12 protein-coding genes are annotated in these 13,012 nt (G+C 71.0%); 5 read left to right on the forward strand and 7 right to left on the reverse strand.

Going from position 1 to position 13,012, the window contains the following annotated elements; genetic code table 11:
- Positions 1 to 87 precede the first annotated feature (87 nt).
- From OG276_RS12615 to ychF, 4 genes are all read right to left on the reverse strand, one after another.
- Positions 88 to 1,854, reverse strand: coding sequence for an FAD-dependent monooxygenase (locus OG276_RS12615; RefSeq protein ID WP_266904912.1), 1,767 nt, complete (start codon positions 1,852 to 1,854; stop codon positions 88 to 90).
- A gap of 96 nt (positions 1,855 to 1,950) precedes the next feature.
- On the reverse strand, positions 1,951 to 2,883 hold the full coding sequence (locus OG276_RS12620) for an aromatic prenyltransferase (RefSeq protein WP_266904914.1): 933 nt from the start codon (positions 2,881 to 2,883) through the stop codon (positions 1,951 to 1,953).
- Positions 2,884 to 3,111: 228 nt separating this feature from the next.
- Positions 3,112 to 4,683: an AMP-binding protein gene (locus tag OG276_RS12625; RefSeq protein ID WP_266904916.1), complete on the reverse strand. Its 1,572-nt coding sequence runs from the start codon at positions 4,681 to 4,683 to the stop codon at positions 3,112 to 3,114.
- 295 nt (positions 4,684 to 4,978) lie between these two features.
- Positions 4,979 to 6,067 (reverse strand): redox-regulated ATPase YchF, encoded by a 1,089-nt coding sequence (ychF, locus tag OG276_RS12630; protein WP_266904918.1) that lies wholly within the window; start codon positions 6,065 to 6,067, stop codon positions 4,979 to 4,981.
- 236 nt (positions 6,068 to 6,303) lie between these two features.
- Here ychF and OG276_RS12635 point away from each other — a divergent pair, with 236 nt between their 5' ends.
- Positions 6,304 to 6,693 carry a DUF6542 domain-containing protein gene (locus OG276_RS12635; RefSeq protein ID WP_266912748.1) on the forward strand — a complete coding sequence of 130 codons (390 nt, stop codon included), beginning with the start codon at positions 6,304 to 6,306 and terminating at the stop codon, positions 6,691 to 6,693.
- 27 nt (positions 6,694 to 6,720) lie between these two features.
- On the opposite strand, the gene ppgK is transcribed toward OG276_RS12635, so the two are convergent.
- Both ppgK and OG276_RS12645 read right to left on the reverse strand, forming a co-directional pair.
- The gene (gene ppgK, locus OG276_RS12640) at positions 6,721 to 7,470 is read right to left on the reverse strand and encodes a polyphosphate--glucose phosphotransferase (RefSeq protein ID WP_266904920.1); all 750 of its coding nucleotides are present in this window, start codon (positions 7,468 to 7,470) and stop codon (positions 6,721 to 6,723) included.
- 49 nt (positions 7,471 to 7,519) lie between these two features.
- Positions 7,520 to 8,569 carry a 4-hydroxy-3-methylbut-2-enyl diphosphate reductase gene (locus OG276_RS12645; RefSeq protein ID WP_266904922.1) on the reverse strand — a complete coding sequence of 350 codons (1,050 nt, stop codon included), beginning with the start codon at positions 8,567 to 8,569 and terminating at the stop codon, positions 7,520 to 7,522.
- A gap of 87 nt (positions 8,570 to 8,656) precedes the next feature.
- Between OG276_RS12645 and OG276_RS12650 the strand changes: the two genes are divergently transcribed.
- From OG276_RS12650 to OG276_RS12665, 4 genes are all read left to right on the forward strand, one after another.
- Entirely contained in the window at positions 8,657 to 10,108 is a 1,452-nt protein-coding gene (locus tag OG276_RS12650; protein WP_266904924.1) for an APC family permease, read from the forward strand.
- A gap of 9 nt (positions 10,109 to 10,117) precedes the next feature.
- The gene (xseA, locus tag OG276_RS12655; protein ID WP_266904926.1) at positions 10,118 to 11,335 is read left to right on the forward strand and encodes an exodeoxyribonuclease VII large subunit; all 1,218 of its coding nucleotides are present in this window, start codon (positions 10,118 to 10,120) and stop codon (positions 11,333 to 11,335) included.
- Between the two features lie 89 nt (positions 11,336 to 11,424).
- Positions 11,425 to 11,652: an exodeoxyribonuclease VII small subunit gene (locus OG276_RS12660; RefSeq protein ID WP_266904928.1), complete on the forward strand. Its 228-nt coding sequence runs from the start codon at positions 11,425 to 11,427 to the stop codon at positions 11,650 to 11,652.
- A gap of 99 nt (positions 11,653 to 11,751) precedes the next feature.
- Entirely contained in the window at positions 11,752 to 12,342 is a 591-nt protein-coding gene (locus OG276_RS12665; RefSeq protein ID WP_250742765.1) for a malonic semialdehyde reductase, read from the forward strand.
- Between the two features lie 78 nt (positions 12,343 to 12,420).
- Here the strand turns inward: OG276_RS12665 and OG276_RS12670 are convergent, their stop codons facing one another.
- On the reverse strand, positions 12,421 to 12,939 hold the full coding sequence (locus OG276_RS12670) for a DUF4245 domain-containing protein (RefSeq protein WP_266912750.1): 519 nt from the start codon (positions 12,937 to 12,939) through the stop codon (positions 12,421 to 12,423).
- Positions 12,940 to 13,012 lie beyond the last annotated feature (73 nt).

Below are 13,012 nucleotides of genomic sequence, written 5' to 3' on the forward strand. Positions count from 1 at the left end.
GGAGCCCTGCTACGGGTCCCTGCTACAGGGCCCTGTTACGGGGCCCTGCTGCCGAGCCGTACTGACGAGCCGTACTGCCGGCCCCCGTTACGGGGCCTTCTGCTCCAGGACCTGCGCGAGCGCGGCGGCCAGCGCCGCGGCCGGGTCCTCCTCGCCGCCCGTGCTGCGCCAGGCGATGTGGTTGTCGGGCCGGACCAGGACGGCGCCGTCGGCGGCCGTCTGGCGGACCGCCTCCCACGCACCGTCGACGTCGGCGTACTCCGCGCCCTCGCCGATGCGCACCGCGAGGACCGGGACCGAGAACGTCTCCGCGGCCTGCGCGGCCGCCCCGGTCCACGCCGTCCCCTCCGGGCCGGTGATCAGTACGAAGCCGGTGGCGACTCCGGTCAGGTCGTGCGTGGACAGGCGGCGCCCGTCCTGCTCGATCCAGGCGTGGGGCAGGCGGTGTCCCGGGCGGGTGGTGGGCTCGTACACGTCGCCCAGAGCCGCGCGGACCGGAGGCCGGCTGCCGTCGGGGACGACGGCGCCCGCCTCGTAGGCGAAGCCGATCTCCACGTCGTGGGCCTGGCACTCGCCGCGGTGGGTCGCGAAGATCTCCGCGGCCCGCTGACGCTGGGCGGCGCCGACCGGGGTCGGGGCGAAGTAGCCGAAGAACACCGGCGTACGGCGCTCCGCCGGGATGTGCTGGCCGAGGCCGACGGCCCCGTCGATGACGACCTGGTGGTGGGAGGCCGCGGACATGGCCCAGCCCAGGTTGAACTGGCCGACCGGCTTGCGCTCCGCCTCGTAGGTGTCGAGCAGGCTGTCGGGAGCCTTGCCGGAGACGACCGCCGCCAGCTTCCAGGCGAGGTTGTGGGCGTCCTGGATGCCGGTGTTCAGGCCGAGGCCGACGGCGGGCGGCTGGCGGTGCGCGGCGTCACCGGCGAGGAAGACCCGGCCGTGGCGGTAGTGCTCGGCGAGCACCGCCTCCACGGTCCAGCTCGTCACGTCGTGCAGGGTCACCTCCAGCTCGGGCAGCCCGAGGACCTCGCGGATCCGGGCGGTCACCGCCTGCGGGTCGGTGCGGTCGACGCCGAGGAGGGAGAGGTGCAGTCCCCACTCCTCGCAGTTCTTGCCCCAGGTCGGGCCCATCTCTATGAGGGCGCTGGAGAGGTCCTGGCGGTAGGGGTTGAGGAACCAGGTGATGAGCGAGCCCTCGTTCCACACCTGCGACAGGTCGGCGGAGAAGTAGACCGTCGTGGCGTCGAACAGGGAGGGCAGGCCCTGCATGTTCACGCCGAGGGCCGCGCCGACCGTACGGCCGCCGTCGGCCGCGATGGCGTACTGCGCCACGATCGTGGTGCTCTCGCCGGTCTCGACGTCTCGGATCTCGGCGGTGACGCGGTCGCCCTCCTCGGAGATCGAGGTCAGCTCGTGGCCGAACAGGACGCGGCCGGGATTGCGGCGCTCGGCGTGCTCGCGCAGGATCGGCTCCAGCCGCACCTGCGGCAGCTTCGCCGACAGGGCGGGGCCGGCCGCCGCGTACTTCTCGCTGAGCTCGCCGCCGCCGAACCCGTCCATCTCGTGGATCAGCCGCTGGTCCAGCGGACCCGCGCCGGTCAGCGTGGTCTGGTAGCGGACCTTGCCGAACTTCTCCAGGGGCGCGCCCTGTTCGAGCACCTCCGCGTCCAGACCGTGCTGGCGGAAGACCTCCATCGTGCGCTGGTTGATGTAGTGCGCCTTCGGCAGCCGCGAGGTGTCCGCGCGGCGCTCCACCAGCACGTGGCCGACCCCGTGGTCGGACAGGAAGGCGGAGGCCGACAGGCCGGTGCCGCCCCCGCCCACGATCAGGACCGGAACTTCGATGGTTCCCATGTTCGTCTTCGTCCTTCCAGAAAATGACAGCCGAAATGAGCAATGCGCGGGTGAGGGAGGGTCGTTGAACGGGACCGGCGTTAAACGGGAGGGGCGCTAAACGGGGTTCTCCAGAGCCCCGTCTTCCAATTGCATGATGTCGAGCACTCCGGGCTGCCACCGGTAATAGGACTGGAGCTTGTAGTACTCGCCGTCGGGCTGGGAGGCGACGGCGTAGACGAACTTGGTGTCGGGATCCGCTGCCAGCACGTGCTTCACGAACCGCTCGACCTTCGGGTCGAGCGGGACGGAGAGCGAGGTCGGGTCCCCGGTCGCCACGGCGAAGCAGATCCGCTCGACCTTCGGGGAATCCCAGTTCAGGGTCACGTAGATGCCGAAGGCCTGCTGCCCGAGTTCGAGCATCTGCCCGCTCGGCTCCGCCTGGTCGACCTCGCGGAGCATCGAGCGCACGGCATCCGGTGCGAAGCCGCCCGTGGGGGGCTCGCCGAAGTACACGTTGACGGTCTTGTTCCGGTAGTCGATGCCGAGCAGGCCGACCGTGTCGCCCATGCCGTACCGGTCGAAGAATTCGATGCTCTCGCCGAGGCTGGGCGGCATCGACGGAATTCCGGCGAGCTTCGAAATGGCCTGCAGGTCGTTCCGGGGAAAGACCAGCCAGATCTTCTTGAAACCGCGGACGACTCCGAAGTCGATTCCGTAGCTGTCGACCGGGCAGTTGTCCCGGATGTCCGAGAGCAGCGCGCCGACGGGGTGATCGGTCCGCGGGGTCAGGCCGTGCTCCACGGCGAGCGCGTACGGGTCCACGTCCAGCGGGGTCGTGAACCGGCAGTCGAGCTCGCCCTCGTGCTTGTGGCCGGTCCCGAGCCGGAACGCGACCACGGCCTGCGCGAGGGCGTCGCCGTACATGTCCAGGATGGGCAGGACCTTGTCCCGCGCGCACTCCACGTCCAGCAGGCCGGCCGATTCCTCGATGGCCGCGTAGAGGACTTGCACCGGGCTTTCTTCGGTGCCCCCGGCCGCCTCACTCATGGCTGTCATCATCTTGACGCTTCATGTGGGCAAGACTCGGACACCGATCTTGCCGTCCACTGTTCCGCGACTTGACGCCGACTTGGCGGGGATCCCGCGGGCTCGGCCCACCCGCGTGCGGGCACGCCGAGCTCCCGGCGGACCGGGGCCCCTCGTTCGGGACCCGTCCGCCGGGAGCGTGGGGTGCGGGCCACGGCCGCGGCCCGGGGCCTGCGGGCCGCGGCCGGCTCAGCCCTGCTTGAGGAGCTTCTCCTCCAGGCGGCGCGACAGCTCGACCCGGCGCGTCTTCATCGTGGCCGTACGGGGCAGTTCGGCCAGCGGGATCTGGATCGGGTCGGCCAGCTGGGGATAGGCGGCGACGGCCCTGCGCCAGCGGTCCTGGTCGAGCGGCTTGTCGTCGTGGGTGCAGACGATCGGGACGCCCCGGGAATCCGGGCCCAGCACGACGACGAGCTCGACCAGTTCCTCCAGCTCGTCCAGCACGAGGTCCTCGATCTCCAGGCTGCTGCCCACCCCGGGGATCATGTCGATCTCCCGGTCGAGCATGTGCAGGCAGCCGAACTTGCTGCGGTAACCGACGTCCCCGGTGCGCCACCAGCCGTCGTGCACGTTGGCGTCGTAGCGCTCCTGCTCACCGTGGTACGTCTTGGCTATGCCGTCCCAACGGGCGTCGATGAGCCCGGGGTTCTGCGCGGAGGGCCGCTTGCCGTTCTGGCTCACCAGCCGCACCCGCGCGCTGCCCGGCAGCGGGTAGCCCACGCAGCGCCCGTCCATCCGGTGCGCGGACCAGCGGTAGTACGGCCGGCCCACGGCCGGGCCGACCTCGCTCTGCCCGTAGATCTGGAAGAACTGCGCCCTGCGCGAGGAGGCCCCGAGGAGCCGGCGGACCGTCCTCGGGTGGATCGCGTCGAAGGTGCTGCTGAAGTACTTCACCGAGGCGAAGGGCTTTCGCGGATCGTCGGCCAGGTTCTCCCACGCCAGGAAGGAGTTGGGGAGCGCCTCGATCAGTCCGGGCCGGTGCTTCAGGAAGAACTCGGCGACGTCCGCGGGGGCGCCGCGGTTGACCAGCAGCACCGGCATGCCCTTGGTGAGGCACAGGGCCATCGCCGCGAACATCCGGGAGTGGCCGAAGGCGATGTGGATCGCCACCGTCTCGCGTCCCCGCATGAACGCCAGCAGGACCAGCTGCGGCCGCAGCCGGGCGCGCATCGTCCGCGGGGTGTGCACCACCAGCTTGGGGATCCCGGTGGTGCCGGACGTGTGCGTGATCATCGCCGGCTCGTCCAGGCCCTGGAGCACGGGCCGTACCGGCGGGGAGCCGGCGAGCTCGGCGAGCGAGGCCACCCCGGGGGCGGCGGCGCCCACGCTGATCACGCCCCGCGTGAGCTCGGCGAGCGGCAGCCCGGCCAGCGCCTCCAGCTTGGGGCCGTCGGTGAGCAGGTGCGGCCGGTCGAGCCGCTCCATGAGGGCGGCCATGGTCGGGGCGTCCAGCGTGTGCGACAGCATCACCGGGACCGCGCCCGTACGGGCCACCGCGGTGGCCAGCAGCCAGACGTCGAAGTTCGCCGCCTTGTGGACCACCACGTGCTGGCCGGCCTTCACCCCGGCGGCCGATATCCGGCCCGCGAGGTCCTCCACGTGCTCGGCGAGATCGGCCACCGTCAGGCGCCGGCCCGCCTCGGGCAGCACGTCGAGGTCGTGGTCGAGGGTCAGCGGCGTCGAGCCGTTCCCGGCCGCCGCCGCCCTCTCCGGCACGGACCCGAGATAGAGCCCCTGCTTGTGTATGGAATTCCGCCTCATGAGACCTCCGTCCAGACCCGCGTCGCTCCGGTGTTCTCTGGACAACGGCGGTCTGTATCACGACACTTCGGAGCCCCAGCATCCGCGAGGGGACTTGGGCGGAACTGACCCGCGAGTTGGCCGCCACTTGGCCTCGGCGACGCTCGCCGACGCTCGCCGAGGCGGATGCGGGGCAGCCGCACCGAAGCAGCTGAAAAGTCGGCACAGGGATGCAGAAGGGGTCGGACTCACCCGAGTCCGACCCCTTCTGACCTGCACGTTTGACGAAGCTAGCCAACTTGCGGCAACGAGGTGATTACACGTTGAAGCGGAACTCCACCACGTCGCCGTCCTGCATGATGTAATCCTTGCCCTCCATGCGGGCCTTGCCCTTGGAGCGGGCCTCGGCGACCGAGCCGCAGGCGACCAGGTCCTCGAAGGAGATGATCTCCGCCTTGATGAAGCCGCGCTGGAAGTCGGTGTGGATCACGCCGGCGGCCTCGGGGGCGGTGGCGCCCTTCTTGATGGTCCAGGCGCGGGTTTCCTTCGGGCCGGCCGTCAGGTAGGTCTGCAGGCCCAGGGTGGCGAAGCCGACGCGGCCGAGGGTGGCCATGCCGGGCTCCTCCTGGCCGACCGACTGGAGGAGCTCCAGGGCTTCGTCGTCTTCGAGCTCGATGAGCTCCGCTTCCAGCTTGGCGTTGAGGAAGATCGCCTCGGCCGGGGCCACCAGCGCGCTCTGCTCGGCCTTGAAGGCGTCGTCCGTCAGCTCGTCCTCGTCGACGTTGAAGACGTAGAGGAACGGCTTGACCGTGAGAAGGTGCAGCTCGTGGAGGAGGTCGCCCTGCTCCGTGCCCTTCGTGATGCCGTGCGAGAAGAGGGTGTCGCCCGCTTCGAGGATCTTCGTGGCCTTCTCGACGGCCGCCAGGACCGCGACCTTCTCCTTCTGGAGGCGGGACTCCTTCGTCAGGCGCGGCACCGCCTTCTCGATGGACTGGAGGTCCGCGAGGATCAGCTCGGTGTTGATGGTCTCGATGTCGTCCTTCGGCGAGACCTTGCCGTCGACGTGGACGACGTTCTCGTCCTTGAAGGCGCGGATGACCTGGCAGATCGCGTCCGACTCGCGGATGTTCGCGAGGAACTTGTTGCCGAGGCCCTCGCCCTCCGACGCACCGCGCACGATGCCCGCGATGTCGACGAAGTCGACCGTCGCCGGGAGGAGCTTGGCGGAACCGAAGATGCCGGCCAGGACGCCGAGGCGGGCGTCCGGAACGCCGACGACGCCGACGTTCGGCTCGATCGTGGCGAACGGGTAGTTGGCCGCCAGCACGTCGTTCTTGGTCAGGGCGTTGAACAGGGTCGACTTGCCGACATTCGGCAGGCCGACGATTCCGATCGTGAGCGACACGTTGGCGACTTCCCGTAGCTGGAGGGGGCGGCGGCCCGGAGTGGGCCAAGGAGCAGTTTACTTTCCGATGAGGGGGCACGGATGTACGCGTGTCCGGGCACGCGATCGGAGGCCTCCCCGCCTAGTTTTGGGGGGTGGAGCGATACAAGGCGCGTACGGAACGTCACCCAGCGGAGCGGTCTGCCGAGCGGTCTGCCGAGCGGTCCCCCCAGCGAGCGCCCGCAACGGTACGCAGACTGCCGCGGCCCCGGCTGACCGGGATCGGCGGCGGGCTCTTCGCCTGCGCCGCGATGTTCCTGATCGGCGGCCTCGACTGGCTGCTGTTCGACGCCTCGCTGTTCCTCTACGGCCTGTTCTTCCTGCCCGTCGCGGCCGCCACCGCCCTGTGGGTGCGCCCCGCCGACCTCATCACCGCGCCGATCACCGCCCCGATCGCCTTCGCCGCCGGAGTGTGGCCCGTGTCGGGCGGCTCCGGCGGCTTCGCCGGCGAGGTGATGGGGCTGGTGTCCGCGCTGTCCCTGCACGCCGGCTGGCTGTACGCCGGCACGCTCGTGGCCGCGCTGATCGCGGTGGTGCGCAAGGCCGTCCTCATCGGCCGCCGCCGGATGCCCCGCCGCGTCGCCTGAGCGGGGAGGGAAGGGAGGGGAAGGCAGCTACTTCGGCGACGCCGAGCGCGCCGCCATCGCCGCGCCCACGATGCCCGCGTTGTTCTGCAGCTCCGCCGGCACGATCCGTGCCCGGACGCCCTCGATCAGCGGCAGGAACTTCTCCGGCTTGCGGCTCACGCCGCCGCCGATGATGAAGAGGTCCGGGGAGAACAGCATCTCCACGTGTGCCAGGTACTTCCCCACCCGGTGCGCCCAGCGCTCCCAGGTCAGGTCCCCGTCGTCCTTCGCCTTCACCGAGGCCCGCGTCTCCGCGTCGTGGCCCTTCAGCTCCAGGTGGCCCAGCTCGCTGTTGGGCACCAGGTGCCCGCCCGTGAAGAGCGCGCTGCCGATCCCGGTGCCCAGCGTGAGCAGGATGACCGTGCCGTCGACCCCGCGCCCCGCCCCGTAGGCCATCTCCGCGACCCCGGCCGCGTCCGCGTCGTTCAGGACCGTCACCGCACGGCCGTCGAGGCGCGCGGAGAGCAGCGCCGCCGTGTCCACACCGACCCAGGCCTTGTCCATGTTGGCCGCCGACCGGGTCACCCCGCCCGTGACCACCCCGGGGAAGGTGACCCCCACCGGGCCGTCCCAGTCGAAGTGGCGCACCACCTCGACGACGCAGCCGGCCACCCCGTCGGGGGTGGCCGGCTGCGGTGTCAGTACCTTGTGGCGCTCCTGCGCCAGGTCGCCACGGTTCAGGTCCACGGGAGCGCCCTTGATCCCGGAACCGCCGATGTCCACGCCGAAGATCTCCATGGACTCACCGTACGAAAAGACCCGCCGGAGCGCCCTGCCGGGGAGATGCCTACTTCTGTACGCCCGAAGCGCCCGAAGCCGCATCCGAAGCCGCATCCGGAACCGCCACGAGCTCCGCCGCCTCCGCGCGCAGGTCCCGGCGCAGTTCCTTGGGCAGGGAGAAGACGATGGACTCCTCGGCCGTCTTGACGATCTCCACGTCCGCGTACCCGCGCACGGCCAGCCACTCCAGCACCTCTTCGACCAGCACCTCCGGCACCGAGGCGCCCGAGGTCAGACCGACGGTGGTGACGCCCTGGAGCCAGGCCTCGTCGATCTCGCTCGCGAAGTCCACGAGGTACGAGGCCTTCGCGCCCGCGTCGAGGGCGACCTCGACGAGGCGGATGGAGTTCGAGGAGTTCTTGGAGCCGACGACGATGACCAGGTCGCAGTCCTTGCCCATCACCTTCACCGCCTCCTGGCGGTTCGAGGTGGCGTAGCAGATGTCGTCGCTGGGCGGCGAGACGAGCAGCGGGAACTTGGTCTTCAGGGCGTCGACCGTCTCCATCGTCTCGTCGACGGAGAGGGTGGTCTGCGACAGCCACACGACCTTCGACTCGTCGCGGACGGTGACCTTCTCCACGTCGTGCGGGCCGTCCACGATGGTGATGTGGTCCGGGGCCTCGCCGGAGGTGCCGACGACCTCCTCGTGGCCCTCGTGGCCGATGAGGAGGATGTCGAAGTCCTCGTTCGCGTAGCGGATCGCTTCCTTGTGGACCTTGGTGACCAGCGGGCAGGTCGCGTCGATCGTCGCGAGCTTGCCGCGCGCCGCCTCCTCGTGCACCACGGGGGCCACGCCGTGCGCGGAGAACATCACGATGGAGCCCTCGGGGACCTCCTCCGTCTTCTCGACGAAGATGGCTCCCTTCCGCTCCAGGGTCTGCACGACGTACTTGTTGTGGACGATCTCGTGCCGCACGTAGACGGGCGCGCCGTACTGTTCGAGAGCCTTCTCGACGGCGATCACGGCTCGGTCCACGCCCGCGCAGTAGCCGCGCGGGGCGGCGAGGAGAACGCGGCGGGATGCGGGAGCGGGGGCGTCAGCAGTCATGGGCTCCATCGTACGGGGGTGTCCAGGAGGCCGGGGGTCGCCCGTTCGGCACAAACTGGGTCGAACATCCGCACCTGCCTTACCTCCGGAGGAAAGATGGCGTCCGCGACGGATCCCAGTACGCCGCCCGGCCCGCCCGGCTCGTCCGGCGGCCCGTCCGGCGGACCCTCCGCCGCGCCCGGCACCTCGCTGCGCCGCAGTCTCGGATTCCGGGACCTGGTGGTCTACGGGCTGCTCTTCATCGCCCCCATGGCCCCGGTCGGCGTCTTCGGCACCCTCGACGCCAAATCACACGGCGCCGTCGCCCTCGTCTACCTCGTCGCGACGGTGGCCATGGCCTTCACGGCCTTCTCCTACGCGCAGATGGTGCGCGTGGCCCCGCAGGCCGGCTCCGTGTTCACGTACGCCCGCAAGGGCCTCGGCGAGGGTCCCGGGCTGATCGCCGGCTGGATGGCGATGCTGGACTACCTGCTGATCCCGGCGGTCGCCTACCTCTTCTCCGGCATCGCCATGAACGCCCTGGTCCCGGAGGTCTCCCGGTGGGTGTGGACGGCCCTGGCGGTGGTCGTGACCACCGCGCTCAACCTGTGGGGCGTACGGACCGCCGCGCGCGTGGGCTTCGCCGTGCTGGCCATGGAGATCGCGGTCCTGCTGGTGTTCCTGGTCTCGGCGGTGACCGTACTGGTCCGGGGCGCGGCGCACCGGGATTGGCTCTCCCCCTTCACCGGGGACGGCTCGCTCGGCGGGTTCTCCACGGCCGCCGTGCTGGGTGCGGTCTCGGTGGCGGTCCTGTCCTACCTGGGCTTCGACGCCATCGCCTCCTTCGCCGAGGAGGTCACCGGCGGCAGCGCGAAGGTGGCGCGGGCGGTGCTGTTCTGCCTGGCGCTCACCGGCGTGCTGTTCGTCGCCCAGACCTACCTGGCGGCCCTCCTCAGCCCCCTGTCGGCGGCGGAGCTGGCGGCCGACCCGGGGAAGCAGGGCGCGGCCTTCTACACGACCGTCGAGGCCTCCGTGGGGATGTGGCTGCACGACCTGGTCGCGATCAGCAAGGCCATCGGGGCCGCCTTCGCCGCGCTGGCCGGGCAGGCCGCGGCGGGCCGGCTGCTCTTCGCGATGGCCCGCGAGCGGCGGCTGCCGCGGTTCCTCGCCCGCACCTCGCACGGGACCCCGCGGTCGGCCCTGCTGCTGGCGGCGACGGTCACCATGATCGCGGCCGTGTGGGCGGCCCGGCGCGACGACGGGCTGGACCACCTGGTCTCGGTGGTCGACATCGGGGCGCTGGTGGCCTTCACCCTGCTGCACGCCTCGGTGGTGGGCTGGTTCGTGGTCAAGCGCCGCGAGGGGGCTCCGAACTGGTTCAAGCACCTGGTGATCCCGGTCATCGGCGCCGCCGTGACCATCGCGGTGATCGTCGAGGCCTCCTGGACGGCGCAACTCGTGGGGGCGGTGTGGCTGCTGGTGGGCCTGGGCGTCCTGGTGGCCCAGCGGGGGCGACGCGGGCACGGCGAGGGCTCCCGGCCCGACGCCGGTGTCGGTGCGGGCGGTTAGCCTGCGTGCATGGGTCTGAATTCGTCGGCTGACGCGCCGCTGCCGGTCGGTCAGGTGTCCCGGCTCATCGGGGGCTGGATCGACAAGCTCGGTCAGGTATGGGTGGAAGGGCAGATCACGCAGCTCTCGCGGCGGCCGGGAGCGGGGGTGGTCTTCCTGACGCTGCGCGATCCCTCGCACGACATCTCCCTGAGCGTGACCTGCTACCGGCAGGTCTTCGACGAGGTCGCGGACTCCGTGACGGAGGGCGCGCGCGTCGTCGTGCTCGCCAAGCCCGAGTGGTACGCCCCGCGCGGGCAGCTGTCCCTGCGGGCCACCGAGATACGGCCCGTGGGCATCGGCGAGCTGCTCGCCCGGCTGGAGCGGCTCAAGCGCTCCCTCGCCTCCGAGGGGCTCTTCGCGCTGGACCGCAAGAAGCCGCTGCCGTTCCTGCCGCAGCTGATCGGGCTGGTGGTGGGGCGGGCCTCGGCGGCCGAGCGCGACGTCCTGGAGAACGCCCGGCGCAGGTGGCCGGCGGTCCGCTTCGAGGTCCGCAACGTGGCCGTCCAGGGGGTGCACGCGGTGCCCCAGGTGATCCAGGCGGTCAAGGAGCTGGACTCCATGCCAGAGGTGGACGTGATCATCGTGGCGCGCGGCGGCGGCAGCGTGGAGGACCTGCTGCCCTTCTCCGACGAGGAGGTCGTACGGACCGTCGCGGCGGCCCGTACGCCCGTGGTCTCGGCGATCGGGCACGAGCCGGACTCCCCGCTGCTGGACCTGGTCGCGGACCTGCGGGCGTCCACGCCCACGGACGCGGCGAAGAAGGTGGTCCCGGACGTGGGCGAGGAGCTGGAGCGGGTGCGCCAGCTGCAGGGCCGGGGGCTGCGCGCGGTGCGCGGGCTGCTCGACCGGGAGGAGCGCGGCCTCGCGCACGCGCTCGCGCGGCCGGTCTTCGTCCACCCCCAGCGGATGGTGGAGACCCGGGAGGCGGAGGTGGACGCGCTGCTGGCGCGCGGCCGCCGGACCCTGGGGCACTTGCTGGACCGGGCCGATTCGGAGCTGGCGCACACCCTCGCCCGCGTGGTGGCGCTGTCCCCGGCCGCCACGCTGGAGCGCGGGTACGCGGTGCTGCAGCGGGCCGACGGGCACGTGGTGCGCTCGCCCGAGGACGTGTCGGCGGGCGACGTGCTGCGGGCGCGGGTGGCGGAGGGCGCGTTCTCGGTGGAGGTCGCGGAGGACTCCGCATAGGGCCCGCATAGGGCCCCGCGCAGGGGGCCCGAAACGCGACACACTGTCGCAACAATTTGTTGATCTTCGGAGTTAAGGTGGGAGCGGGAATGGCCGAGACCGATACGGCGCTGGGGTACGAGCAGGCCCGGGACGAGCTGATCGAGGTCGTCCGCAAGCTGGAGGCCGGCGGCACCTCGCTGGAGGACTCCCTCGCGCTCTGGGAGCGCGGCGAGGAGCTCGCGAAGGTGTGCCGCCACTGGCTGGAGGGGGCCCGCGCCCGGCTGGACTCGGCGCTGGCGGCGCGCGAGGCGGCGGAGGGGGCCGACGGGGAGTGATCCCGCTCACCTGCCGAGATATTTAGTTGAATTTTCATCTACTTGCGTCGTAGTCTCAGGACATCGCTTCAGCAGTCCCGCACAGAAGAAGGCTTTCCGATGTCTCTCGTTCTCGACGCCGCCGCTCAGGACCTCCTCTTCCGCGAGGCCCGCACCGCCAACACGTTCTCCGACGAGCCGGTGACCGAGGAGCAGGTCCAGGCGATCTACGACCTGGTGAAGTTCGGCCCGACCGCCTTCAACCAGACGCCGCTGCGCATCACCCTGGTCCGCTCCCCCGAGGCCCGCGAGCGCCTCGTGAAGCACATGGCCGAGGGCAACCAGGCCAAGACCGCCGCCGCCCCGCTGGTCGCGATCCTGTCCGCGGACAACGAGTTCCACGAGGAGCTCCCGCAGCTGCTCCCCCACTTCCCGCAGGCCAAGGACGCCTTCTTCTCCGAGCGCCCGGTCCGCGAGCAGTCCGCGCTGGTCAACTCCGCCCTGCAGGCCGCGTACTTCATCATCGGCGTCCGCGCCGCCGGCCTGGCCGCCGGCCCGATGACCGGCCTGGACTTCGCCGGCATCCAGAAGGAGTTCCTGGACGGCGACCACACCCCGCTGATGGTCATCAACATCGGCAAGCCGGGCGAGGACGCCTGGTTCCCGCGCTCCCCGCGCCTGGAGTTCGACCAGGTCATCACGACCGTCTGAGCCCAGCCCCGCAGGCAGTGAACGCAAAAGGCCGCGCTCCCCGGAATCCCGGGGAGCGCGGCCTTTTCGCGTCCTGCTTCACGAACCCTGCTTGAACTCCAGCGCCGCGGCCATCGCGCCCAGCTGATCGAAGGAGGCCGTCCCGGTCACCACCGTGACGTAGCCCTGCTCCTTGCGCACGAGGGCGTCGTACTTCTCGCCGTCCCAGCGCTCCCAGACCTGGTCGCCGACCTGCTGGGTCTCCCCGGTGGCCGTCGCCTTCCGGGTGACCTTGCCGATGTACCTGTCCGAGGCGTCCGCGGACTGCTCCACCGCCACGTACTGCTGCGCCGGGTCCAGGAAGCCCAGGTGCCAGGCGCTGGCGTCCTTGCGCGCGTACCCGACCGAGGTCGCCCGCCACTCGGGCGGCAGCCCGACGGGCACCGCCACGGGGTACGGGGCCGCGCGCCGGGCCGTGAGGCTTTCGACGCGGTAGTCGACCACCTTCGTCGGATCGGCCTTCTCGTCATGTGGGATGACCAAATAGATCCCCCCGACCACGAGCCCGATCACCGCCAGCGACCGGATCATGTCCACGACCGTCTGCTTGCCCTTCATACCTGCCACGACACCATCGTCCCGCATGGCCCGGGGCGATCACCGCCGGGGTCGCCATGGCGCGCCCCCGGCG

It is taken from the genome of Streptomyces sp. NBC_00086 (assembly GCF_026343255.1).
Classification (GTDB): domain Bacteria; phylum Actinomycetota; class Actinomycetes; order Streptomycetales; family Streptomycetaceae; genus Streptomyces.